The 24,813-nt window shown below is 46.6% G+C and carries 25 protein-coding genes; 12 read left to right on the forward strand and 13 right to left on the reverse strand.

Features of this window, described 5'->3' with window-relative positions; genetic code table 11:
• The first annotated feature begins 177 nt into the window (after positions 1 to 177).
• Positions 178 to 648, forward strand: a complete 471-nt coding sequence (locus CAG60_RS11270) for an MgtC/SapB family protein (RefSeq protein WP_158138973.1) — start codon at positions 178 to 180, stop codon at positions 646 to 648.
• Between the two features lie 82 nt (positions 649 to 730).
• Here the strand turns inward: CAG60_RS11270 and groL are convergent, their stop codons facing one another.
• Entirely contained in the window at positions 731 to 2,368 is a 1,638-nt protein-coding gene (groL, locus tag CAG60_RS11275; RefSeq protein ID WP_158138974.1) for a chaperonin GroEL, read from the reverse strand.
• 75 nt (positions 2,369 to 2,443) lie between these two features.
• A complete protein-coding gene (locus tag CAG60_RS11280) occupies positions 2,444 to 2,734 on the reverse strand; it encodes a co-chaperone GroES (protein WP_004394454.1) in 291 nt (96 codons plus the stop codon).
• A gap of 321 nt (positions 2,735 to 3,055) precedes the next feature.
• Between CAG60_RS11280 and CAG60_RS11285 the strand changes: the two genes are divergently transcribed.
• Both CAG60_RS11285 and CAG60_RS11290 read left to right on the forward strand, forming a co-directional pair.
• Positions 3,056 to 3,685: a helix-turn-helix transcriptional regulator gene (locus CAG60_RS11285; RefSeq protein WP_004394453.1), complete on the forward strand. Its 630-nt coding sequence runs from the start codon at positions 3,056 to 3,058 to the stop codon at positions 3,683 to 3,685.
• Positions 3,686 to 3,922: 237 nt separating this feature from the next.
• The gene (locus tag CAG60_RS11290) at positions 3,923 to 4,264 is read left to right on the forward strand and encodes a DUF3135 domain-containing protein (RefSeq protein WP_161438957.1); all 342 of its coding nucleotides are present in this window, start codon (positions 3,923 to 3,925) and stop codon (positions 4,262 to 4,264) included.
• On the opposite strand, the gene CAG60_RS11295 is transcribed toward CAG60_RS11290, so the two are convergent.
• Both CAG60_RS11295 and CAG60_RS11300 read right to left on the reverse strand, forming a co-directional pair.
• A complete protein-coding gene (locus CAG60_RS11295) occupies positions 4,261 to 4,698 on the reverse strand; it encodes a DUF805 domain-containing protein (RefSeq protein WP_161438958.1) in 438 nt (145 codons plus the stop codon). The two genes, CAG60_RS11290 and CAG60_RS11295, sit on opposite strands and share 4 nt — an antisense overlap.
• A gap of 11 nt (positions 4,699 to 4,709) precedes the next feature.
• Positions 4,710 to 5,057, reverse strand: coding sequence for a 5-carboxymethyl-2-hydroxymuconate Delta-isomerase (locus CAG60_RS11300; RefSeq protein ID WP_154169969.1), 348 nt, complete (start codon positions 5,055 to 5,057; stop codon positions 4,710 to 4,712).
• Between the two features lie 212 nt (positions 5,058 to 5,269).
• Here CAG60_RS11300 and tpiA point away from each other — a divergent pair, with 212 nt between their 5' ends.
• Together tpiA and CAG60_RS11310 are read left to right on the forward strand one after the other, a co-directional pair.
• Positions 5,270 to 6,043, forward strand: coding sequence for a triose-phosphate isomerase (gene tpiA, locus CAG60_RS11305; RefSeq protein WP_004394450.1), 774 nt, complete (start codon positions 5,270 to 5,272; stop codon positions 6,041 to 6,043).
• Between the two features lie 128 nt (positions 6,044 to 6,171).
• Positions 6,172 to 7,515 carry an MATE family efflux transporter gene (locus CAG60_RS11310; RefSeq protein ID WP_158144623.1) on the forward strand — a complete coding sequence of 448 codons (1,344 nt, stop codon included), beginning with the start codon at positions 6,172 to 6,174 and terminating at the stop codon, positions 7,513 to 7,515.
• A gap of 84 nt (positions 7,516 to 7,599) precedes the next feature.
• Here the strand turns inward: CAG60_RS11310 and rraA are convergent, their stop codons facing one another.
• The 7 genes from rraA to priA all read right to left on the reverse strand — a co-directional run bounded on the left by rraA (position 7,600) and on the right by priA (position 15,490).
• Positions 7,600 to 8,118: a ribonuclease E activity regulator RraA gene (gene rraA, locus CAG60_RS11315; protein ID WP_154169966.1), complete on the reverse strand. Its 519-nt coding sequence runs from the start codon at positions 8,116 to 8,118 to the stop codon at positions 7,600 to 7,602.
• 75 nt (positions 8,119 to 8,193) lie between these two features.
• Positions 8,194 to 9,111, reverse strand: a complete 918-nt coding sequence (locus CAG60_RS11320) for a 1,4-dihydroxy-2-naphthoate polyprenyltransferase (protein ID WP_158138979.1) — start codon at positions 9,109 to 9,111, stop codon at positions 8,194 to 8,196.
• An 86-nt stretch (positions 9,112 to 9,197) separates the two neighbouring features.
• Complete coding sequence (gene hslU, locus CAG60_RS11325) at positions 9,198 to 10,529, reverse strand: HslU--HslV peptidase ATPase subunit (RefSeq protein ID WP_154170728.1); 1,332 nt, start codon at positions 10,527 to 10,529, stop codon at positions 9,198 to 9,200.
• Between the two features lie 38 nt (positions 10,530 to 10,567).
• Entirely contained in the window at positions 10,568 to 11,122 is a 555-nt protein-coding gene (gene hslV / locus CAG60_RS11330; RefSeq protein WP_004394445.1) for an ATP-dependent protease subunit HslV, read from the reverse strand.
• 188 nt (positions 11,123 to 11,310) lie between these two features.
• A complete protein-coding gene (locus tag CAG60_RS11335) occupies positions 11,311 to 11,853 on the reverse strand; it encodes an SPOR domain-containing protein (RefSeq protein WP_040903920.1) in 543 nt (180 codons plus the stop codon).
• A gap of 120 nt (positions 11,854 to 11,973) precedes the next feature.
• Positions 11,974 to 12,975, reverse strand: coding sequence for a DNA-binding transcriptional regulator CytR (cytR, locus tag CAG60_RS11340; RefSeq protein ID WP_004394443.1), 1,002 nt, complete (start codon positions 12,973 to 12,975; stop codon positions 11,974 to 11,976).
• Between the two features lie 313 nt (positions 12,976 to 13,288).
• A complete protein-coding gene (priA, locus tag CAG60_RS11345; RefSeq protein WP_161438959.1) occupies positions 13,289 to 15,490 on the reverse strand; it encodes a primosomal protein N' in 2,202 nt (733 codons plus the stop codon).
• A gap of 245 nt (positions 15,491 to 15,735) precedes the next feature.
• On the opposite strand from priA, the gene rpmE reads away from it, so the two are divergent.
• Positions 15,736 to 15,954, forward strand: coding sequence for a 50S ribosomal protein L31 (rpmE, locus tag CAG60_RS11350; protein WP_004394441.1), 219 nt, complete (start codon positions 15,736 to 15,738; stop codon positions 15,952 to 15,954).
• A 223-nt stretch (positions 15,955 to 16,177) separates the two neighbouring features.
• Entirely contained in the window at positions 16,178 to 17,464 is a 1,287-nt protein-coding gene (locus CAG60_RS11355; protein WP_004394440.1) for a malic enzyme-like NAD(P)-binding protein, read from the forward strand.
• A 67-nt stretch (positions 17,465 to 17,531) separates the two neighbouring features.
• Here CAG60_RS11355 and metJ read toward each other — a convergent pair whose 3' ends face one another.
• Positions 17,532 to 17,849: a met regulon transcriptional regulator MetJ gene (metJ, locus tag CAG60_RS11360; RefSeq protein WP_040903918.1), complete on the reverse strand. Its 318-nt coding sequence runs from the start codon at positions 17,847 to 17,849 to the stop codon at positions 17,532 to 17,534.
• 198 nt (positions 17,850 to 18,047) lie between these two features.
• Between metJ and CAG60_RS11365 the strand changes: the two genes are divergently transcribed.
• The 3 genes from CAG60_RS11365 to metF all read left to right on the forward strand — a co-directional run bounded on the left by CAG60_RS11365 (position 18,048) and on the right by metF (position 22,771).
• A complete protein-coding gene (locus CAG60_RS11365; RefSeq protein ID WP_161438960.1) occupies positions 18,048 to 19,214 on the forward strand; it encodes an O-succinylhomoserine (thiol)-lyase in 1,167 nt (388 codons plus the stop codon).
• Positions 19,214 to 21,619, forward strand: coding sequence for a bifunctional aspartate kinase/homoserine dehydrogenase II (locus CAG60_RS11370; RefSeq protein WP_161438961.1), 2,406 nt, complete (start codon positions 19,214 to 19,216; stop codon positions 21,617 to 21,619). The genes CAG60_RS11365 and CAG60_RS11370 overlap by 1 nt, the downstream gene beginning before the upstream one ends.
• 258 nt (positions 21,620 to 21,877) lie before the next feature.
• Positions 21,878 to 22,771, forward strand: coding sequence for a methylenetetrahydrofolate reductase (gene metF / locus CAG60_RS11375; protein WP_154169958.1), 894 nt, complete (start codon positions 21,878 to 21,880; stop codon positions 22,769 to 22,771).
• A 64-nt stretch (positions 22,772 to 22,835) separates the two neighbouring features.
• On the opposite strand, the gene zapB is transcribed toward metF, so the two are convergent.
• Positions 22,836 to 23,078 (reverse strand): cell division protein ZapB, encoded by a 243-nt coding sequence (gene zapB, locus CAG60_RS11380; protein ID WP_154169956.1) that lies wholly within the window; start codon positions 23,076 to 23,078, stop codon positions 22,836 to 22,838.
• A gap of 286 nt (positions 23,079 to 23,364) precedes the next feature.
• Here zapB and glpX point away from each other — a divergent pair, with 286 nt between their 5' ends.
• Positions 23,365 to 24,372 (forward strand): class II fructose-bisphosphatase, encoded by a 1,008-nt coding sequence (gene glpX / locus CAG60_RS11385; protein WP_158138984.1) that lies wholly within the window; start codon positions 23,365 to 23,367, stop codon positions 24,370 to 24,372.
• Between the two features lie 142 nt (positions 24,373 to 24,514).
• On the forward strand, positions 24,515 to 24,813 hold a 299-nt coding region (locus CAG60_RS11390; protein WP_202598528.1), incomplete at its 3' end, for a transposase domain-containing protein.

Here is a 24,813-nt window from a genome sequence, read left to right on the forward strand (position 1 = left end):
GCTAACTCTATCGGTCATCATACCACCGTCAAAAGTCATCACTGCGGTGATTGTGGTCGATGATGATAAAAAGAGTATAAACATTTTTTATCAAAACCAATAAAGTCTATGATTTAACTAATCAAACAAGATCACGCATACTGACGCCTTTGTCGCGCGCTCACATTTGGAGACAACATGTTCACTTTAGACACCCTACTTGATCTAGGGCCGTTCAGCTGGTACGCACTGTTTTGTTGTGCGGTTAATGGGTTGTTGGTCGGTATTGAGCGACAAACTCGTGGCAAACCCGTTGGGATTAGAACCTCGATTTTGATTATCTCCGGAACCTATTTTTTTATGGCGATGGCAGTGTCTTTGTCGCCAAATACCTTAGATCAAGCGCGCGTACTAGGACAAATTATTACTGGGGTGGGTTTTTTAGGCGCCGGCGTAATGATGACTCAAGACGGTAAAATTCATGGCGTAACCTCTGCCGCGGTAATTTGGGTGCTCGCAGCACTCGGTTTAATGATCGGCTTAGGCTATTGGGTACAATCGGTGGTGATTACCCTGCTGGTTTTGTTAGTGCTCTATGGTGTTGATAAAGTGGAAAATACTTTTCAAAGTTTACGCCGTGGTGTTCATCAACGATTTCGTGGCCGTTAATTGCATCATTTCACTCTCGATAAATATAAAAAAACCGGAGTTTTCACTCCGGTTTTTTACTAATTAGCGCATTAGGCTAGCATCACATCATGCCGCCCATACCACCCATGCCGCCCATATCAGGCATTGCTGGGCCATCTTTCTTTGGTAGCTCAGTCACCATTGCTTCCGTAGTGATCATCAGACCTGCAACTGAAGCAGCGAACTGTAGTGCACTACGAGTAACTTTAGTTGGATCCAAGATACCCATCTCGATCATATCGCCATATTCACCCGTTGCAGCGTTGTAACCGTAGTTACCTTCACCAGCACGAACATTATTAGCAACCACCGAATCTTCTTCGCCAGCATTTTTAACGATTTGACGAATAGGGGCTTCCATTGCACGAAGCGCAAGGCGGATACCCACGGTTTGATCTTCGTTGTCACCTTCAAGGCCCGCTACTTTAGCGGCAGCACGAATTAGTGCAACACCACCACCCGCAACAACACCTTCTTCAACCGCAGCGCGAGTCGCGTGTAGCGCATCTTCTACGCGGTCTTTCTTCTCTTTCATTTCAACTTCAGTGGTTGCGCCGACTTTGATTACTGCTACACCGCCAGCCAATTTAGCAACGCGCTCTTGCAGTTTCTCTTTGTCGTAATCTGATGTTGCATCTTCAATTTGTTGACGAATTTGCACTACGCGGCCTTTGATAGCTCCTTCTTCACCAGCACCATCAATAATGGTGGTGTTTTCTTTGGTGATAGAAATACGTTTTGCTTGGCCAAGATCTTCCAGCGTCACTTTTTCAAGTTCAAGACCAATCTCTTCAGAGATAACGGTACCGCCAGTTAGAATAGCAATGTCTTGTAGCATTGATTTACGACGGTCACCAAAACCAGGTGCTTTAACCGCAGCAACTTTAACGATACCACGCATATTGTTAACAACGAGAGTGGCTAACGCTTCGCCTTCGACATCTTCCGCAACAATCAGTAATGGACGAGACGCTTTGGCGACGCCTTCAAGCGCAGGCAGTAATTCACGGATGTTAGAAATTTTCTTATCAACCAACAGAATGAATGGGTTGTCTAAGTCAACGCTACCCGCTTCTTGGTTGTTAATGAAGTAAGGAGATAGGTAACCGCGATCAAATTGCATACCTTCCACAACATCAAGCTCATCTTGTAGACCTTGACCTTCTTCAACCGTAATAACGCCATCACGGCCAACTTTTTCCATTGCTTCAGCAATGATATTACCCACGCTTGAATCAGAGTTTGCAGAAATAGTGCCCACTTGAGCGATGGCTTTAGTATCTGCACATGGTGCTGATAGGTCTTTCAACGCTTCAACGGCAGCAACAACAGCTTTATCAATACCGCGTTTCAAATCCATTGGATTCATACCCGCAGCGACAGCTTTCAAGCCTTCAGTAATGATCGCTTGTGCTAATACGGTTGCGGTTGTCGTACCGTCACCAGAAGCATCATTGGCTTGTGAAGCGACTTCTTTTAGCATTTGTGCGCCCATGTTCTGGAATTTGTCTTCCAGTTCAATTTCACGCGCAACGGACACACCATCTTTAGTGATAACTGGAGCACCAAACGATTTGTCTAATACTACGTTACGACCTTTAGGGCCAAGAGTCACTTTTACCGCGTCAGCGAGAACATTAACGCCTTCTAGCATTTTAATGCGTGCATCGTTACCAAATTTAACGTCTTTAGCAGCCATGTTTCATTTCCTTTTCTTAATTCTGTTTTAATCAATCGTTTTTGAATCAGAGCAAAAATTACTCAATGCTTACTCTTACTCGACAATCGCCATGATGTCGTTTTCAGATAGAATCAACACTTCTTTGCCATCGATCTTTTCTGTTTTGGTACCGTAACCTTCAGAGAAGATAACAGTATCACCCACTTTTACATCCAGCGCTTGAACCGAACCATTCTCAAGGATACGGCCTTTACCGACAGCTAATACTTTGCCACGAGTGGATTTTTCTGCCGCTGAGCCCGTTAGAACAATGCCACCAGCAGACTTAGATTCAACTTCTTGGCGTTCAACGATAACTCGGTCGTGTAATGGACGAATGTTCATCGGTCGTCTCTCCTGATTTTATTTTCTATGAGGTTAATGAAAAGGCTGATTACTCAGCTTGTGATTGTTATGTGGGGGAGAAAGCCAACAATCCCAAGGGGGAACAATAAAAAAAACGTGATTTAGTTAACAAATTTATCGAGAAAAGATTCAGCGCCCAAGGAAACGATCGATCGACAACGATCCATAGGATCAAGAATTGCAGACTCAACGGTCATCCAGCGCGACGTTCAGTGAGGATTCTATTCTCAGGTGATTGTAAATCCTTTGCTTTATTAAGAGGCTTATCCATAATAGACAGAGTAATTAAAGAGGAAAACCATGAAGACCATCGAGCGGATTTTACACACCATCAAACGAGAAGGTGCTGTCACAGCAAAACAAGTGGCAAATGATCTGCACATTACCACCATGGGCGCTCGACAGCATTTACAAAGCTTAGAAGATGAGGGGATCCTGATTTTCTATGATGTCAAAGTCAAAGTCGGTCGCCCAACTCGTCATTGGTCGCTAACCAAAAAAGGACATGATCAGTTTGCGGACCGACATGGTGAGCTAACGATTCAAATGATCGACGCGGTTGAACATCTATTTGGTCAAGATGGCTTAGCCAAAGTCACTGCTGAACGAGAAGCGCATACACTGCAACATTACCGACAAGCATTAATCGCCTGCAATGATTTAGCAACTAAATTACATACCTTAGTCAAATTGCGTGAGCAAGAAGGCTATATGGCTGAACTAGAACGTACAGAATGGGGCTATTTATTGATTGAAAATCACTGCCCAATCTGTCGAGCAGCCAAACGTTGCCCCGCACTCTGCGTCTCCGAACTCAATGTGTTTAAGCAGCTACTTGGCCCAGAGTGCCATATCGAACGTAGCGAGCACATTATTGAAGGCCAGCACCGCTGCGCTTACCGTATCCAACCTTTCTCAGCACATCCTTGAGCGCCGTAGCCTATTTTCTGTTTCAATAATGAGAATAGCGTGATTCTCTTCTCATTATTTTGATCTGTTATCTATACTGATCATTAAGTCATTAGGAGGCATGGCCTGTAACAAGTAAACACGTGGTGAGCTTCAACCAACCAACAAGTTCAGCAACGCTATTTGCTTTCGGGTCATCTCTTCATCCGCCATGATTTACCTTATGGCATGGTACTCATAGAAGATAAGGTGCACTCAATGTCTCGATCACCCAGTCCTATCCAAGTTCTCCCCTCTTTTGATGAGTTAGTATTGCTAGCAGAGCAAAATCCTGAAGCGTTTAGCTCATTGAAACAATCGCTCTGTGATGAATTGATTGATTCTGCTTCCGTTATCATGCAGGAGCGATTACGCGCTCAGCAAAACCATATTGATCGCATACTGAGCCGTTGTAAAAATCCTCACCATGCAAATGTAAAACTGATGCAGGAACTGAGTGTACAAATGATAAAGTTTCGAGGTGCTTTAGAAGGTGATAGCAAACCAACCACCTCGGCACAAATTATCCCTTTTCAAGCTCGCCACGATGATTGGCGCTAGGAATTCGTTGTATGGGGGGATTTTCCAAAACGATTATCGGTCACTTTACCCGCAAGAAAGCCACATTCGACTAAAATCCAACTTCCGCAGCCTAATGCAAGTAACGCAAGGGCGGTTTCCCACCAATTGGGAGTGGTCGCCATCGCCGTCTCCCCAACAGGCATACCCATTCGCCCTAGTAACAATGGTAAATTCAATAGTAACCACCAACTCGACTTATCGCGATCATGCCAGCGCTTAGCCGTTACCGCTAAGTCTGGTAATAAAAGTCCAAGCAGTAGCAAAGGCCAAAGGTAAGCCGCAAAGCTCGGCAACCAGCGACTCACTGTTAACATGAAAACAATAATGGTCAAATAATAACCGAGATTCCATAACCAATAGGTTTGGCGACCAATCCGGCCATGGAAAGAAAACAACAATTGGGTTAATGGCATTACTTACTCACTCAATAAATAATTTTCTGAAAACTATCTTTGTCCATATCACGCACATTGATCGTTAATGAATGAACCTGACTTGCTTGCTCAGCGAGTACGGCCATTAACTGGCGAGAAAGCTCACGTTTTTGTTGGCCACTGCGTCCATCGAGTAATTCAAAGCTGAGATGGATAAAGTCGACACTATCGCCCTGTTCACCAATCAACCAATGATGACAACGCAAAGTGCGAGATTTGATCGAGGCGGTTTCAAATAACCCACTGTCTATCGCTACTTGATGTAAATCTTCCAGTAATCCTTGGATGTTGACTCGTTCCTCAACAGAATTTGAATACTCTAAGACTAAATTTGGCATGAAAACTCCCTGTCTATCACTCTCGATGATTCATTTGCCACGATAGCAAAAATGATTCCCCTTAATATCACTCTCGTCAGCTTAACGCACTATGGGCAAGACAGAAAAGAGGATCCAAGAAAGTCATGACCCTAATCATGATCTATGCGCTTTTATCTGTTATATTCTTTGCCAGTCGTTCTTTTTTTATCAATTAAATTGGAGATATTCCTATGCGTCGTCCTGTTGTGATGGGTAACTGGAAACTTAACGGTAGCAAAACTATGGTGACTGAGCTACTGAATGGCCTGAATGCTGAGCTAGAAGGTGTAAACGGTGTTGATGTGGCTGTCGCTCCACCAGCGCTATACCTCGATCTTGCTGAGCGTTTAATCAAACAAGGTGGCAACAAAATCATTCTTGGTGCACAAAATACTGACCTAAATAACAGCGGTGCTTTTACCGGTGATATGTCTCCAGCGATGTTAAAAGACTTCGGCGCCACTCACATCATCATTGGTCACTCTGAGCGTCGTCAATACCATCATGAATCTGACGAATTTGTCGCTAAGAAATTTGCATTCTTAAAAGAGAACGGTCTAACACCAGTGTTCTGTATCGGTGAATCAGAAGCACAAAATGAAGCAGGCGAAACCGAAGCGGTTTGTGCGCGCCAAATTGATGCCGTGATCAATGCTTACGGCGTAGAAGCACTAAACGATGCGATCATCGCTTATGAACCCATCTGGGCAATCGGTACTGGTAAAGCAGCAACAGCGGATGACGCACAGCGTATCCATGCTTCTATTCGTGCTCACATCGCCGCGAAAAGCCCTGCCGTTGCCGAGCAGGTGATCATTCAATACGGTGGCTCAGTGAAAGCAGAAAATGCAGAAGCTTACTTCTCACAACCAGACATTGATGGCGCTTTAGTTGGCGGTGCGGCACTGGATGCGAAGAGCTTTGCTGCAATCGCGAAAGCAGCCGCTAAAATGAAAAATGCTTAATCATTATCAATAAGTTATCTCAAGGCTAGCCATGCTGGCCTTATTTTTATCGCCAAGTTCATCGCTAGTACCCGATCCTGATATAGAGTATCCTAGCTCCTCTTGCACTTTCTATTCGCTGATTCACCATGCACGATAAACACGGCTTGTTGTCCGCCCCTATCCCCCAAGTACTGCGCCAAATGACGCTGCCAATGACGGTAGGGATGATCGCTATCTTACTGTTTAACTTAGTCGATACCTTTTTTATTTCGTTGCTCGGTACTCAAGCACTAGCCGCCATCAGCTACACCTTTCCGGTCACCTTCGCCGTCAACTGTATCACCATGGGGATTGGCGTTGGACTCTCTACCTGTATTGGCCGTTTATTAGGTCAAGGAGAAACCAAGCAAGCGGCGCGCCTGACTAGTCATGGTTTGTTATTGGCCGTGGTCCTGGTACTGTGCGCCTCCTTCATCGGTGTTCTTACTATCGACCCACTATTTCGTTTACTCGGCGCACAAGCTGAATTGCTCCCCCTGATTAACCAGTATATGCAAATTTGGTATCTGACCATTCCTTTACTGGTGATCCCCATGGCGGGCAATAGCGCCATTCGCGCTACCGGAGACACTAAAACTCCCGCCAAAATCATGTTATTGGCGGGAGTCATCAATGGCGTACTCGATCCATTATTGATTTTTGGCTATGGCCCCTTTCCAGAATTAGGCATACAAGGGGCAGCGATTGCCAGCGCCTGCTCTTGGCTCGGCGCGCTAATCGGCTCACTGTATATTTTGGCTCGACGTGACAAGCTGCTTGCTCGAGCTAATTTGAAAATGCTTAATCGTGACTGGCGACAAATTTTAACCATTGGCACCCCAGCGGCGCTATCGAGTGCGATGAATCCATTATGTGGTGCCGTGTTAATGATCATGCTTTCCCAACATGGCACCGCAGCCGTCGCGGCTTATGGTGCCGCACAGCGTATTGAATCGATTTTAATCTTGGTATTAATGTCGCTCACTTCTGCCTTAACGCCATTCATGGCACAAAACTTAGGGGCCGATAATCCACAGCGCAGCTTTGAAGGGTTATTTGTTGGCCTGCGTTTTGCCGTGGTTTTTCAGTTCTTGATTTTTATCATGATGGTGCCACTGAGCATTCCGCTAGCGGCATTGTTTTCACAAGAGCAAAGCGTGCGTGACTTACTGTGGTACTACTTACTGATTGTCCCTATCAGTTATGGCTTTCAAGGTATCGTGATGATGTTGGTTTCGGCGTTGAACGCCCTTCATCAACCGCTAAAAGCATTTCAATGGAGCGTAATGCGTCTTTTCATCTTTACTTTACCTGCGGCTTGGCTTGGGGCGTATTGGTATGGTGTGATCGGATTGTTTATCGGCATCGCTTTAGGCAATATTATGGGCGGTTTGCTTGGCTACCTATATGCGTTACGGCTACGTCAACGAATACTGTCGATAACAAACTAGATACCAAGACAAGTTTTATGGCAACAAAAAACCGAAGCTTTTGACTTCGGTTCTGCTTCAGATTATCCAATCGGCGCGCGAAACTTAGATCTCTTCGAGCTCGTCGTCTTCAACGTCTAAATCGACGTTTAACGGCTCAGGTGATAAAATCACCCCTGTGTTATCGGCGTAGAGATAATCTTCAGGTAGGAAGGTTACCCCACCAAAGTTCACCGCAACATCAATTTCACCGATACCCAGTGACACCGCGCCAACAGGAATAGAAGCCAGCGCTTGAATACCCACGCTCATCTCTTCCAGTTCATCGACTTCTCGAACGCAGCCATAAACGACAATGCCTTCCCACTCGTTTTCTTCAGCAATCGCAGCGAGCTCGGCATCAATCAGCGCTCGACGTAACGAACCACCACCATCGATCAACAGCACTCGGCCGACACCGTCTTGTTCAAGAGTTTCGCGAATCAACCCATTATCTTCAAAACATTTAATGGTCGTCACTTGACCAGCAAAGGATGCTCGCCCTCCAAAGTTACTGAACATCGGTTCTAGTACATCGACTTGCTCGAGATAGATATCGCACAGCGCAGAGGTGTTGTATTCCATAGCTTTACTCTCTTAACGAACCATTATCCCACGAGTATATAGTGTCAGTAAGTCAATGCAATGACAGAACGCAAATTAACGTAGGATTGTTTGAGCGATGACGACCGAAATAAACAATACATTGGTAACTAAAGCGCATTTGACTGCATTGGGTAACAAAGGCGCCATCTGTACCGGTTGCGAAGTTCGATACACGGCTCGCCCATGATTAATCAATACCATCAGGCTGAACAAAAAAGGAGCACTAAGCCAAGCTGAACGGTCTTGAATCAATAAGTAGCTGGCAAAGGCGCATAGGGCTCCGGCTAATAACAACAGATGATACACCTTGGCACGCTGCTGCCCTAAACGTACCACTACCGTACGTTTACCACATAAGGCATCGTTTTCAATATCTCGCATATTATTAATATTGAGCACCGATACCGCTAATAACCCACAACCAACTGAGGGCAATAACAACCGCCATTCGATCTGGCCTGTATGTAAAAAATAACTGCCAGAGACACCAAGTAAACCGAAAAAGATGAAGACGGATAAATCCCCCAACCCCACATAGCCATAGGGTTTATTGCCAACGGTATAGGCAATCGCAGCGAGAATGGCGACTACGCCCAGCGCCAAAAAGGCAGCAATACTTTGGGCACTGTCTAACGCATAAAAAACCAAGGCTAATCCAGAGACGATCGTTAATAGCACATTAATGATCATCGCTTGTTTCATATCTGCTAATGAAACCGCGCCAGATTGAATTGCCCGCATCGGTCCAAGACGCTGTTCGTTATCCGTCCCTTTTAGCGCATCACCGTAGTCATTGGCTAAATTGGAGAGAATTTGCAATAAGGTTGCGGTCAGTAACGCTAGACCAGTGACTGGCCAAGACCACGAACCGACAGAAAACGCCAGTACACTCCCCGTAAGAATAGAGACCAAAGCGAGAGGAAGAGTTTTCGGCCGCGCCGCATCGACCCAAATACGTAAAGAGTTATTCATAATAAATAGCAATGACAAAACAGTGCGCTGAGTATACGCGCAAACGAGGGCGATAAAAAAGCCCACCAGTGCGGTGGGCTAGTAATTTATAAGATAAAGCGGCTAAGATCCTCGTCTTCCACCAATTCACTGAGACGGCCACGTACATAGTCGCCATCGATGACCATTTGACTACCCGGGCGCTCTGTCGCTTCATAAGAGATCTCATCCATCAAACGCTCCATCACCGTATGCAAACGTCGTGCACCAATATTTTCTGTGCTTTCATTGACTTGCCACGCGGCTTCGGCAATTTGTTTAATGCCATCTTCAGTAAAGCTGATATCGACCTGTTCAGTCTTCATCAATGCGATATATTGCTCAGTTAAAGACGCTTTCGGTTCGGTAAGAATACGTTTGAAATCATGACTCGATAACGCTTCTAACTCAACACGAATCGGTAAACGACCTTGCAGCTCTGGAATTAAATCCGAAGGTTTAGCCACTTGGAAGGCACCCGAAGCGATAAACAAAATATGATCGGTTCTTACCATACCGTGCTTAGTTGAAACGGTACTTCCTTCAATCAGTGGTAATAAATCACGCTGTACCCCTTCACGAGACACATCCGGACCAGAGCTTTCACCGCGCTTACAAATTTTATCAATTTCATCGATAAACACGATGCCGTTGTTCTCAACGTTGTAAATAGCTTGCTCTTTTAACTCTTCTTGGTTAACCAGTTTCGCCGCTTCTTCTTCAACCAAGGCTTTTAACGCCTCTTTGATTTTCAGTTTACGCTTTTTCTTGGTATCACCTGCGAGATTTTGAAACAACCCTTGCAGTTGATTGGTCATCTCTTCCATACCTGGAGGCGCCATAATCTCAACGCCCATTTGCGGTACGGCAACGTTAATTTCAATCTCTTTGTCGTCTAACTGGCCTTCACGAAGTTTTTTACGAAACACTTGGCGAGTGGTCGATGACTGCTCGGTTTTTTCTGACTCTCCCCACGCATCGCGCGCAGGAGGCAAAAGGGCGTCAAGTACCCTTTCTTCGGCCAATTCTTCAGCGCGAAACTTAACTTTTTCCATCGCCTGTTGATGGGTTAATTTAACCGCGACATCGGTCAAATCACGGATAATACTTTCGACTTCTTTACCAACATAACCCACTTCGGTAAATTTCGTTGCTTCTACTTTGATAAACGGTGCATTGGCTAGCTTAGCTAAGCGGCGAGCAATTTCTGTTTTACCCACCCCTGTTGGGCCGATCATCAGAATGTTTTTCGGTGTCACTTCGACCCGTAAACTTTCTTCAAGTTGCATACGGCGCCAGCGGTTACGTAATGCAATCGCTACAGCACGTTTGGCTTTCTCTTGACCGATAATATGGCGGTTTAGTTCGTGAACAATTTCACGAGGCGTCATTTCAGACATCATCAATTCCTTACATTCAGTACAGAGTTCACACCAGATTATGCGTTCTTTTCAGGCAATAATGCGGCTGGTATTTCTAGTTCTTCAATGGTGTGATGGTGGTTGGTAAATACACAAATATTGCCAGCAATATTTAACGCTTTTTCAGCAATTTCACGCGCGTCTAATTGAGTGTTTTCCAACAACGCGAGTGCTGCGGCTTGAGCATAATTACCACCAGAACCAATCGCAATCAGATCGTGTTCTGGCTGCACCACATCGCCATTACCAGTAATGATCAACGATGTGGTTTCATCAGCAACCGCTAAAATCGCTTCCAAACGACGCAAAGCACGATCACTACGCCAATCTTTCGCAAGCTCAACTGCTGCTTTGGTCAAATGACCTTGGTGCATTTGCAACTTACTTTCAAAACGCTCGAATAGCGTGAAGGCATCTGCGGTACCACCAGCGAATCCGGCCAGAACTTTATTGTTGTATAAACGACGAACCTTGCGCGCATTACCCTTCATTACGGTATTGCCAAGCGAGACTTGGCCGTCTCCGGCAATCACAACTTTATTATCACGACGTACAGATACAATGGTAGTCACGTGAGGACCTCTTTATTATTTCACTAGGGTGTTTAAGGTATATGAGGATGCGGAAAAACGATTTCAAGGTAAGGAGAAACGGAATACAGAAAAAAGGCCAACGCGGCCGTTTTCTCTCCTCTTACGAAGAAGAGCGAGAGAAAGTGACTCGTTAGCCATCTTGAAAGGTTGAATCGCCTAAATTCTGTTTATTGTGATTCTTTCCATATCGCACAAGGCTCAATTTTAGCGCGTTGTAAACGGTGGCGATCTCGCTCAGCATCTCGTTTTAATGGATATGGTCCTAACACCACTCGAAACCAACTGCTATTTTCAGTTTTGCGGATGTTGCTCTTTAGCCCTTGAAAAGCAATCTCGACCTTACGCGCTTCCGCTTGTTGCAAGGTTTTAAATGCCCCACACTGCATGATGTACGGGATCTCCGACAGTTGCTGCTCTTTAGCGGTGACTTCAATTTCACGCTGAGGCAGACTCTGCACATAGTCCCACTTTTCCGTCGGTGGTGGCGGGATCACTCGCGCAGGTGGCGTCGCAGGTTTAACCGGAGAAACGGTTTTGACTGGTGGTGCGGGCGGCTCAGGTTTCTGGTTGAGCCAATACAATCCATAAACAAACCCACTGAGGAGGATTAACGCGATCAATCCACTGCGCCAAGGTTTTCGGCGCGTTGTTGTTTTTGCGGTCGGCTTCTTTGGACTACGACCCCTTCTTACATAATCTTTATTAGCCACGATTCAATTCAAACGCTGACAATTGTAGCTCCATGGTAAAGGAGTTTGCCGTCGGATAACAGCGTCAATATGTAAGCAACGCTGGTTATCTTCTGCAAACCCGCCCAGTCAGGGCAATATTTACCTTGGCGGCGCGGCGCTGGATCTCACTACCAGATGAGTTTCTAACAACCGTGATCCGGCCTGAACATCTCGACCTCGCAGTAATTCAAGCATCATCAACATCGTTTGTCGGCCAATTTCATAGCGTGGCTGGCAAATCGTCGTTAACGGTGGATCGCAATACTGAGCAAACTGAATATCATCAAACCCCACAACGGATAAATCTTGCGGAACTCGTAAACCTAAGCGTTTCGCCTCTTGCATTGCCCCAATCGCCATCGCGTCATTATGACAAAAAATCGCACTTGGTGGCTCAGATAGTGCTAATAACTGTCGTACCGCTTTAGCACCGGATTCAAAAGAGAAGTCACCAACAACGGTATAGGTTGGGTTTTTCACCAATCCAGCTCTACGCAGTGCTTGCTGGTAACCTTGCTGACGAAATTCACACAACACAGCACCTACTGGCCCGCTGATTTGAGCAATTTTTTTATGTCCCATCTGAGTGAGGTAGTTCACCGCCTCAAATGCTGAGGTAAGGTTATCAATATGTACCGTCGGCAGTTCTAACTCCGGGGCATATTCACAGGCCATCACCATCGGTGGCAGATTTTTCTGTTCCGCTTTACTGACATCAAACGGCAGATCAGCACCAAGCAATAACATACCGTCGGCTTGCTTGGTGAAGACTAAGTTCACAAACGAGCTTTCACGCTTCTTTTGTTGACCACTGTCACCCAGCAGCACCAAATACCCATGCTCCATCGCCACATCTTCGATACCACGAATGATCTCGGTGTAATAAGGGTCACAAATATCGGGCACGATCACCACAATGGTTTTTGATTCATTACGGCGCAGATTTCGCGCTAAAGAGTTGGGGGAGTAGCCAGCTTCAAGTACCGCTTCTTCCACTCGTTTACGAGTGGTGGTGGATACTTTCTCAGGATTCATCAACGCACGAGATACCGTCGCGGTAGAGACACCTGCCAACTGGGCAACGTCCTTCATTGTCGCCATAAATTCTTAACCCTCTCTATTTTCTCTCAATACCTAAGCCGAATAAACGTTGTCGGTAAAACGACTCCCTTCGTCGTAAAGTCATAACATGGTCGACGAAAACGATTCACTGAACGTATAGTGCCCCTAGTTTATTTCTTTCCATAGAGAAAGTTACGGCTTAAGTAACATTTTTTGCATTACAAATATGATATCGATCACAGCAAGTGATTTTAGTTGCGCAAATAAAACTCACTGCTATTTAGAACCCCTAAAAAAACAGCGCTCAGTCAGCCCTACTTTCAATAAGCATCAAGCGAGTGAGGGGAGAGATTTAACTCAAATCTTGCGGCTCAATATCCAAAGACCAACGCACTTTATTGGCTAAAGGCAACAACTGAATAGCCGTTTTTGAACTGGTTAATATCGCCTGCATCGTGCTACGTGAAGGGGTTTGTAGTAACAGTTGCCAACGGTGCTTACCCGCTCGCTTAGCCAATGGTGCTGGCGTTGGCCCAAGTACCACGCAGGCTTGATCAAACAACGGATGAACTTGTAAGGTTTGCCGAACTTGCCTTAAGAAGGTTTCTACCACCGATGATTGATTCGCTTCAGCGCGAAACAGCGTTAAATAGGTGTAGGGCGGAAGTTGAGCGACGTGCCGCTCAGCCAGAGCGGTTCGAGCAAAATGATCGTATCCCTTATGCAGTAGCGCTTGTAATAAGCTGTGCTCAGGATGATGAGTTTGCAAAACCACTTCCCCTGGCTTACTTGCCCTTCCCGCGCGGCCAGCAACTTGAATGAATAACTGTGCCAAGCGCTCTGGGGCACGAAAATCACTGCTGTACAAAGAACCATCCACATCCAACAGCGCGACTAAGGTTACATTGGGAAAATGGTGCCCTTTGGCCAACATTTGCGTACCAATCAAAATTTGATACTGATTATTGTGGATGGCGGTCAGCGCAGCTTCTAAACTGCCTTTACGCCTAGTGCTGTCTCGATCAATACGAATGGTGCGATAATCAGAAAATAACTGAGCAAGCTGTAGCTCAAGTTGCTCAGTCCCAACGCCAACGGTCACTAATTGATGTGAGCCACAACTTTGACAGTGCTGAATCACCGGACGTTGCGAGCCACAATGATGACAACGGACCTCGTTACTGTGTTGATGATAGGTGTAATAAGCATCACAGCGCTGACAATCGGCAATCCAACCACATTCATGGCACATCAAGGCGGGAGAAAAACCACGTCGATTAAGAAACAGCAGCACTTGATTGCCTTGCTGCAAATGACGACGCATTTCGGCTATCAACGGCGCAGAGAGTCCGCTCTCTAAATACTCACCTTTAATATCCAGCACTCGATTTTTCGTGGGCACGGCGTGCCCCGCTCGCTCAGTCAGTTGCAGATGATAATATTTTCCACTCAACGCATTATGCAGCGTTTCTAAAGCCGGAGTTGCCGAGCCGAGGACAATCGCCACTTGCTCAAGATTGGCTCGCATGACCGCGACATCGCGCGCGTGATAACGCAAGCTATCTTGCTGCTTATAAGAAGTATCATGTTCTTCATCAACAATAATAATCCCGAGATCAGCAAAAGGGGTCAATAAGGCCGAACGAGTACCAATAATAATCCCCGCCGCTTTATCCCGTGCTGCTAACCAAGCATTAAGACGCTCCGTGTCATTTAATCCCGAGTGAATCACGACCACGGGCACGGTAAAACGTTGACGAAAACGTTGAATCGTTTGTGGCGTCAAGCCAATTTCTGGCACTAACACTAAGGCTTGTTTGCCTTGTTCCAAAACAGGCTTGATCAAATTTAAGTACACTTCGGTCTTACCTGACCCCGTGACGCCTTGCAACAAGTAGCACCCAAAGCCCGGCTGACTGTTCACCGTCGCAATCGCAATCGCCTGCTCTGGGTTTAATTTCGGTTTATCAACCCGAGCTTCAACATCAGAAGGCCAAGGTACGATCTGCGGAGCTTGCTCAAGCACCTCTATCCATTGCTTATCAAGCAGAGTATTTAGCGTGCTACTTGATACCGCTTCATCCAACATAGTCTGATGAGAAACGGGCCCCGCTTGCAATAACTGCATAACCTTGGCCTGCTTGATGGCACGACCAAAGCCTTGGAGTAGTTGATTGCGCCCTTGCTCAGTCAGTCGCCACTCCTTAGTCACCGCAAATTGGGCCGCTTTGCCTTTACGCAACGCACTTGGCATCGCGTTAGCTAGGGTTTCTCCCAGAGGGTAATGGTAATATTGACTGCACCACTGCAATAACCCATAGAGTGTTTCTGGCCATAACGGCTGTGTATCTAATACCGCATGCAGCGATTTCAATTGATGCAAAGGAAAATCGGATTCAGACACGAGAGCAATGACAATCCCCACTAAGGTTTGGCGACCAAACGGAACCGAAACCCGTCCGCCAACCACAGGACACACACCGTCAGCAATCAAATAATCGAAGGATTTATCAAGAGGAACCGGTAAAGCAACACGAGCAATAGTGGGGCGCATAACCATCCGTTAGCAATAAAAAGGAGCAGAAAACACAGTCTACTGGATGACAACCAGAAATTCGACCAACAAAAGTGGTGAAAATAGCGCCGAAAGCAGTTGATCCCATGGCGTGGATTCATTAATATATCGCGCCTTAAAGATGCTTGGCAAATCGGTTTAGCATCTGCATATTATCATTAACATTACGTGTGGTGTCCGGCATTGATCCGGATAGCGACGCGGCCTACATTTGAGGTTATCCCATGAAAGCTGGTATCCACCCAGAATACAAAGAAGTCAGCGCAACTTGCTCTTGCGGCAATGCTTTCACATTTAAGTCAACGCTTGCTAAAGAAAGCATCTACCTTGACGTATGTGACAAATGCCACCCATTCTACACTGGTAAGCAACGTATCGTTGACACTGGTGGCCGCGTTGACCGCTTCAACAAGCGTTTCGGTGCTCTATCCAGCAAGAAGTAATCCTTACTTCACGCGAAGATTATTAAAAGAGAACGCTCCGGCGTTCTTTTTTTATGTGGTCATGTTATTGCTCTCTGCTTTGTCTTATTTGACGCTCATCTGGTCTTATCAGTCTTCATCTTACCGATTTGATGGTTTGTGATCGCAATCCCACCTAGGCAGCTCAATCGACATCCTTTAGAATCATAGTTTCGTTGATAACATTATAAGAGAAGCTCCCCCTATGTCTGATGATCATCGCCAAGACCTCTCGCCACAAGAAGCATTTCGCCAACGCGCTCTTGATTACCATGCACTACCGACTCCAGGTAAAATTGGCATTGCCTTAACCAAGCCAGCCGATTCAGCCAGTGACCTTGCGCTTGCCTATAGCCCAGGCGTGGCAGAACCGGTACGTGAAATCGCCCAACAGCCTGATAACGTGTACAAGTACACCGCCAAAGGCAATACGGTTGCCGTCATTTCGAATGGCACCGCAATTCTTGGTTTAGGTAATCTTGGTCCGATGGCATCAAAGCCGGTAATGGAAGGTAAAGCGCTACTCTTTAAACGCTTTGCTGGTCTTGATTCGATCGACATCGAAGTCAAACATCGCACTATCGATGAGTTTGTAGATACCGTTGCCAACATCGCCGACACCTTTGGCGGGATCAATTTAGAAGATATTAAAGCGCCAGATTGCTTTGAAATTGAACGCCGCCTCATCGAGCGCTGTGATATCCCTGTCTTCCATGATGATCAACACGGTACCGCGATTGTAACGGCCGCAGGAATGCTCAACGCGATTGAGCTGCAAGGCAAACAACTCAATGAATGTATTATTGTTTGTCTGGGTGCGGGCGCCGCAGCGGTCGCTTGTATGGAACTGTTGATTAAATGCGGGGCGATGCGTGAAAAAATTTACATGCTGGATCGCCAAGGCGTCATTCATACCCGCCGTGACGATTTAAACGAATACAAACAATTGTTTGCCAACAATACCGATAAGCGCACTTTGGAAGATGTGATTGCCGGTGCCGATTTATTCCTTGGGGTTTCTGGCCCGAATTTATTACCACCAGAAGCCCTGGCATTAATGGCCGATAAACCCGTTGTTTTTGCTTGCTCCAACCCCGATCCGGAAATTAAACCTGAATTGGCTCATCAGGTGAGAAACGATTTAATCCTCGGTACTGGGCGCAGCGATTACCCTAACCAAGTGAATAATGTGCTGTGTTTCCCATTTATTTTCCGTGGTGCATTGGACGTTCGCGCCAGCGAAATTAATGATGCAATGAAACTTGCCGCTGTCGATGCAATTCGTCAATTAGCCAAAGAGCCGATCCCAAGTGAAGTACTCAAAGCGGCTGGGGTTGAAAAGCTTAGCTATGGTACTGATTATATTATTCCAAAACCAATGGACCCACGCTTACTACCACGAGTCGCCAAAGCGGTCGCTCAAGCCGCCGTCGAGTCAGGTGTTGCCCGTATCGACATGCCAGAAAATTATATGGCAGAAAATAGTCGTTAATGATGACCTTATAGCGACCCTTGATCTAAAAAAACCTAGCGTAGCTAGGTTTTTTTATGGGCATCATTCAGTCATCGTACGCTTCAAACTCAATACCCATTGCGGTCATCAAGGCTTTAGCTTCACTTGGAATATCATCCGGCCTGTCTTTACGTAAATCCTCATCGGTCGGTAAAGGTTGACCGGTATACGCATGCAGAAAAGCTTCACACAATAATTCACTGTTGGTAGCGTGACGTAAATTGTTGATTTGTCGGCGAGTTCTTTCATCAGTAAGCACTTTGAGCACCTTCAACGGAATGGATACCGTGATTTTTTTTACCTGCTCACTCTTTTTACCATGCTCCGCGTAGGGGCTAATATAATCGCCATTCCAGTCTGCCATTGCGCACCTTCGTTGTGTGAATTTGAGTCTACTAATCAAAGTCCCTAATTTTAGCGGGATTTACTGCCATAAGCAAAGACATATAGACATCTAGATGTGTTGACGTCTTCTTTTTTGATCAGTAAAGTGTGACTCTATTGACGATGAGATCCCCTCTGCCGTTAGCCCATTTATTGTAGATTCAGAAAGGAAGCCACTATGACCACTCGCCAACCCGCCACCATTGCGGTTCGCACAGGAATAGAATCGGACAGCCAATATCATGCGGTGGTACCACCGATCTATCTATCGACTAACTTTGGCTTTCCTGCCTTCGGTGAAGTGCCTACCTATGATTACACCCGCTCTGGTAACCCAAACCGTAGCTTACTTGAACAAACCCTAGCGGATCTCGAAGGGGGGCAAGCGGCGATTGTCACCAACTGTGGAACCTCGGCTATCAATCTGTGGATTTCGACCTTTTTGTCTCCTCAAGAGTGGATTGTCGCTCCTCATGACTGTTATGGCGGTACCTATCGACTGCTCAACTCACGAGCGAAAAAAGGCGATTTCAAAGTCTTGTTTATTGATCAATCGGATCCGACTGCGGTGAGTGAGGCGTTAGCGCTCAAGCCCAAACTGCTGCTGATTGAAACCCCTTCTAACCCTTTAGTACGAGTGGTCGATATTCAGCAGCTCTGCCAACAAGCCAAAGCAGCCAATACGTTAGTCGCCGTAGACAATACGTTTTTAACTCCTATTTATCAGCAACCTATCTCCTTAGGGGCGGATTTTGTCATTCACTCCACCACCAAGTACCTCAATGGGCATTCTGATGTGATTGGTGGCGTCATCATTAGCCGAATAGCCGAGCATGGCGAACTATTAGCGTGGTGGGGAAATTGCCTTGGTTCAACCGGCACACCGTTTGATAGTTATATGACCTTGCGTGGCTTACGAACTTTATCAGCCCGGATGCGCGTTCACGAAGAGAGCGCACAACAAGTACTCGCTTACCTACAAACTCAACCTCTGGTTGGGCAAATTTATCACCCTAGCTTGGTCAGCCATCCCGGCCATGAGATTGCGAAACAGCAACAAAGTGGCTTTGGTGCCATGCTCAGTTTTGAATTTGCAGGCACCTTTGAACAACTCAAACACTTTGTCGGTGCATTAGGTCTGTTTTCGCTAGCGGAATCGTTAGGTGGCGTCGAAAGCTTAATTTGCCATCCCGCCTCAATGACTCATCGGGCTATGGGGGAGATTGCCCTTGCCGAAGCTGGCGTCGGCCAACAACTGCTGCGCCTCTCTGTCGGATTGGAAGCGGCTTGCGATCTGATTGCTGACCTTGAACAAGCCTTTCATCAAGCACAGGAAAAAAATTAATGAAGCAGCAGTTACATAAATTTGGCGGTAGTAGCCTAGCCGATGGTGATTGCTACCGAAATGTGGTGGATATTTTACAGCAGTATTCGCAGCAGCACGATCTGGTGGTGGTCTCTGCCGCTGGCAAAACCACTAATCAATTGATTGATTTTGTCAGTCACCTTGAAAAAGATAGTCTAACGGCACATCAACAACTGCAAACTATCCGTCAGTATCAAACTCAACTGATTGAGGAATTACTGAACGGCGATATCGCCGACCATCTTATGAGTCAACTCAATCAGGAGTGCTCTCAACTGGCCGCACTCACCCCGCCACTGAACTATGCCCAACAATCCGCGGTGCTAGCGCATGGTGAAGTATGGTCAGCGCGCTTATTGGCAGCACTACTCAATCAGCAACAATTACCCGCTATTGCACAAGACGCACGTGCTTTCTTACGTGCCGAAACTGGGCCACAACCTGAGGTTGATCGCACTCGCTCCGCGCCTTTACTCAAAGAGATTCTTGCTCAGCACCCGCAGCAGCGCGTCATCATTACTGGCTTCATTGCACAAAATAGCGCAATGGAAACCGTTCTGCTTGGGCGTAATGGCTCCGATTATTCTGCAACCATGATTGGCGCTTTAGCGGACGTTGAACGAGTCACCATTTGGAGTGATGTCGCGGGTGTATATAGTGCGGATCCAAGAGTGGTGGATGACGCTTGTTTATTGCCACTGCTGCGCTTAGATGAAGCCAATGAACTGGCTCGATTGGCAGCTCCCGTGCTGCATAGCCGCACTTTACAGCCGGTCGTACACAGCACCATGGAACTGCATTTACGCTCCAGTCACCAGCCAGAATCGGGATCGACACGCATTGAGCGTATTCTCGCCTCTGGGCGAGGAGCAAAAATCATCACCTCTTTGGAGGATGTGCTGCTGATTGAATTGACGTTAGCCGCCGGACAAGATTTCCAACGCCTACAGCACACGGTATTAGCACACCTCAAACGGGCCCAACTGGAGTCATTGGCCTTTGAAGTGCAAGCCGATCAGCATCAACTTCGTCTTGCTTATACCCGAGAGATGGCCAGTGATGTATTCAGTTATCTACAGGACTCGGCACTCGCCACAGAGAGTAAACTCAAAGAAGGTTATTCACTATTAGCCGCGGTAGGTGCAGGTGTAACACGTAACGCGCAGCACAATCACGGTTTTTACCAGCAACTGAAAACCTGCCCAGTTGAGTTTATCTGCACAGCGGAATCCGAGCTCAGCTTAGTGGCAGTGTTAAGACAAAATACGTTAACCGAAAGGGTGATTGGCTTACATAAGCAGCTGTTTCAAGCCCAAAAACGCGTGGCCTTAGCGCTCTGTGGTAAAGGTAACATTGGTAGCAGTTGGTTAAAGCTGTTTGCAGAGCAGCAAACCGAATTAGAAAAACGCTACGGCATGCAATTTTCATTAGTCGCGATTATCGATAGCCAAACCTTTTGGTTTGATGAGACTGGTATCAATCCAAGCCAAGTCGCGGCTCGATATCAAGATGAAGCACAACCCAATGATGGTCAGCGCTGGCTGCAACAGCTCGGTGAACTGCGTAACTATGATGAGGCCATTGTCTTAGACGTAACGGCCAGCGAACATTTAGCGCAGCAATATTTAGCGATGGCGCAGCATGGTTTGCATTTGATCAGTGCCAATAAAGTCGCCGGATCGGCAGAGGGTGAGTACTATCATCAAGTCAAACACGCTTTCAGTAAAATTGGCCGTCATTGGTTATACAATGCTACGGTTGGAGCGGGCCTACCCATTAATCATACTGTACGTGATCTGCGTGAAAGTGGCGATGATATCACCGCTTTATCAGGAATTTTCTCGGGTACACTGTCGTGGCTATTTCAACAATACGACGGCTCGACGCCATTTAGCGAACTGGTTGAGTTAGCTTGGCAACAAGGACTGACGGAACCGGATCCACGCCATGATCTCGATGGTTCCGATGTGATGCGTAAACTGGTTATTCTGGCAAGGGAATCTGGTCTGAACATTGAACCTCAACACGTCAAGGTCGAGTCTTTGGTACCAGAGGCACTGCGTCACTTATCTTTGGATAATTTTCTTGATCAAAGCCATCTGCTCAATCAAAGTCTTGCTGAGCGCTTAGCTCGCGCCCAAAAAGAACATAAGGTGATCCGTTATGTCGCTCGCTTAGAGAAAAATGGCCAAGCCTCGGTTGGCGTAGAGGCCGTAGAACTCGACCACCCACTGGCTAACTTGCGCCCTTGCGATAATATTTTTGCCATTGAAAGCAAATGGTACCGAGATAACCCTCTGGTCATTCGCGGTCCAGGTGCTGGACGTGAAGTTACCGCTGGCGCCATTCAATCGGATCTGAACCGACTCGCCAGCCTGTTATGAGCGAGCATTAACACACCTTACCTCTGCTTGCCTGCTCCTCATTCAACACGTCTCTCCTTTACAACAGGGAGAGACGCTTCGGCCTCGCTCAATTTCTCTTCAGTTAAATCTGTGAATTTTACTCAGCATCAACATGAAAAACCTTCATACTAGTAATGTTGACATTAAAATCGATTCATTACATTCTGTAGACATATGGACGTCTATACGTAAAGAATGTTGTGTTTGCGTTGTGGTCGTTAGCACAGGGAGAGAAAAATGGGATACACGCACGCCAGTCATATCGACGCTTTAAATCAAAGCATCGCTGAAGTTTCAGATATCAATGTCTCGTTTGAGTTTTTTCCACCGAGTACACCGCAAATGGAAGAAACCTTGTGGAGCTCGGTGCATCGCTTAAAAGAACTCAAACCCAAATTCGTTTCCGTGACCTACGGAGCAAACTCTGGTGAGCGTGATAGAACCCATTCGATCATTAAAGCCATCAAAGATCAAACCGGATTGATCGCGGCACCGCATCTGACCTGTATTGATGCCAGCCGCGAAGAATTAATCACTATCGCCGATGACTACTGGCACAACGGCATTGAAAGTATTGTCGCCCTACGTGGTGATATTCCACCGGGTGGTGGCAAGCCGGAGATGTACGCCGCTGACTTAGTTGCTCTACTCAAATCTCGCCACGATTTTGATATTTCCGTGGCCGCGTTTCCCGAAGTGCATCCAGAAGCGAAAAGTGCCCAAGCCGATCTGCTCAATTTAAAACGTAAAGTCGAAGCGGGAGCCAACCGAGCCATCACTCAGTTCTTTTTTGATATTGAGAGCTATCTACGCTTTCGAGATCGCTGCGTTGCCGCCGGAATCGATGCCGAAATCATTCCCGGTATTTTACCCGTTTCAAACTTTAAACAAGCCGCACGCTTTGCCGCGCAAAACCACGTTAAAGTACCGCAGTGGATGGCCAAGCAGTTTGCAGGATTAGATGATGATCCGGTCACTCGACAATTAGTTGGGGCGAGTCAGGCTATTGATATGATTAGAGTCCTGAGCCGCGAGGGGGTAAAAGATTTTCACTTCTACACCTTGAACCGCGCCGAAATGACCTACGCGCTTTGTCATACCCTTGGTGTACGCCCGATTGCAGTGGCTTAACCAACGTATATAACAATAACGCCGAACAAAGTTCGGCGTTATTAGCAATCAGCGTAGGTAGAGATTACTCAACCTCTTCCATCTTACCTAGCAGGCTACGGATACGCGTTTGCCATGCTGCATGCTCTTGTTCCATTTCTTGGGCTTTTTGCTCAAGCTCTGCACGGCTGGCTTTTAATTCATCCGCTTCTTGCATGAGCTGTTGTTTCTCTTCTTTCAGCTCTTCCACTTCCATTTGCAGTAAGGCGATGGTATCAACCGCAGTTTGAATTTTTGCTTCGAGTTGTTCTAGTACTTCAAAAGACATGTGACTTACCCTTGTTTATTCCGTGATATGAATTCAATTCACTCTATTTAACCATTCTACTCAGCCATGCGCAGAGAAACACTTACTATATTCGATCTTGTTCGCTATTCGGTCAAAAAAACAACGCAATTGACGCTATCTTTACTTCTCTCGCTTAAAGCGCCCTTAAAAGACAAAGTTTTGATCCACTACAAGGCTTGCAACGCTAAATAGCAAACGTTTACTTATGAATGTGCTAGAATCCGCGCAACTTTTTTATCCTCTTTAATTTGTGGTTGGAGTAAGCATGAAACGCGATTTAGCAATGGCTTTTTCTCGGGTAACCGAAGGTGCTGCACTGGCAGGTTACCAATGGCTTGGCCGAGGTGATAAAAACGCGGCTGACGGCGCAGCGGTAGAAGTAATGCGGATTTTATTGAATAAGACAGAAATCAATGGCGAAATTGTTATTGGTGAAGGAGAGATCGATCAAGCTCCGATGCTCTATATCGGGGAACAGGTCGGCTTAGGTGGTGACGATGTCGATATCGCTGTCGATCCCATTGAAGGGACACGAATGACCGCGATGGGGCAATCCAATGCATTAGCGGTATTGGCAGCGGGAGAAAAAGGCAGCTTTCTCAAAGCACCGGACATGTACATGGAAAAACTCGTCGTCGGTCCTGGAGCCAAAGGCTGCATCGATTTAAATAAGCCATTAGCCGATAACTTACAGGCCATCGCCACCGCACTGGATAAAGCGTTACACCAACTGACGGTAGTGACTCTGGCGAAGCCGCGTCATGATGCCGTGATACGCGAGATGCAGCAACTGGGTGTACGGGTCTTTGCGGTGCCGGATGGCGATGTAGCCGCATCGATTCTTACTTGCATGCCAGATAGCGAAGTTGATGCTATGTACTGTATTGGGGGGGCTCCTGAAGGGGTGATTTCTGCGGCGGCGATTCGGGCCTTGGATGGCGATATGCAAGGTCGCTTATTAGCGCGCCATCAAGTCAAAGGCGATAGTGAGGATAATCGTATTTGGGGAGCCAAAGAGTTGGCTCGCTGTGCCCAAATGGGCGTACAAGCTAACCAAGTACTGGCACTCCATGATATGGCACGCAGTGATAATGTCATTTTCTCGGCGACGGGGATCACCAAAGGCGATTTATTGGAAGGCATTAGCCGACAAGGTAATATCGCGACGACCGAAACGCTGTTGATCCGTGGCCGCTGCCGAACCATCCGACGGATTAAATCCATCCATTACTTAGAGCGTAAAGATAGCGATGTGTTACCGATGATCCTTTAAGGCATGGTACTCGATTCAACGTTACGAAGAAAAAAGACCGCGATGCGGTAATGCCGATCAGTTAAGAGATAAATGATCGGTTGAACGATCCTACAGATGGCTTATAAAGGCTCTAAGTTCCTAAAACTTTGAGCCTTTTATTTTGCAATTAACTACAGCCCTAACACTCGCCAAGCGTTACGCCCCCAATACTGAACAACTTGGAAAACTCAGTGACATTCTTTGTCCTGATTTCATCAACCAATGCTTAGAAGCTTCCGGTGTGGCCACTATTCGTAAACGTCGTATCCCTCTCGACATGGCCGTTTGGGCGGTCGTTGCTATGTCGCTTTACCGACAAGAGCCTTTGTGGTCAATTGTCTCCAAAGCACAATTAATGTTGCCCGGGAAACGAAGTCTGGTTGCCCCTAGCGCTATCGTTCAAGCGAGACAACGGCTCGG

It is taken from the genome of Vibrio sp. V33_P6A3T137 (genome assembly GCF_009904835.1).
GTDB lineage: Bacteria > Pseudomonadota > Gammaproteobacteria > Enterobacterales > Vibrionaceae > Vibrio > Vibrio metschnikovii.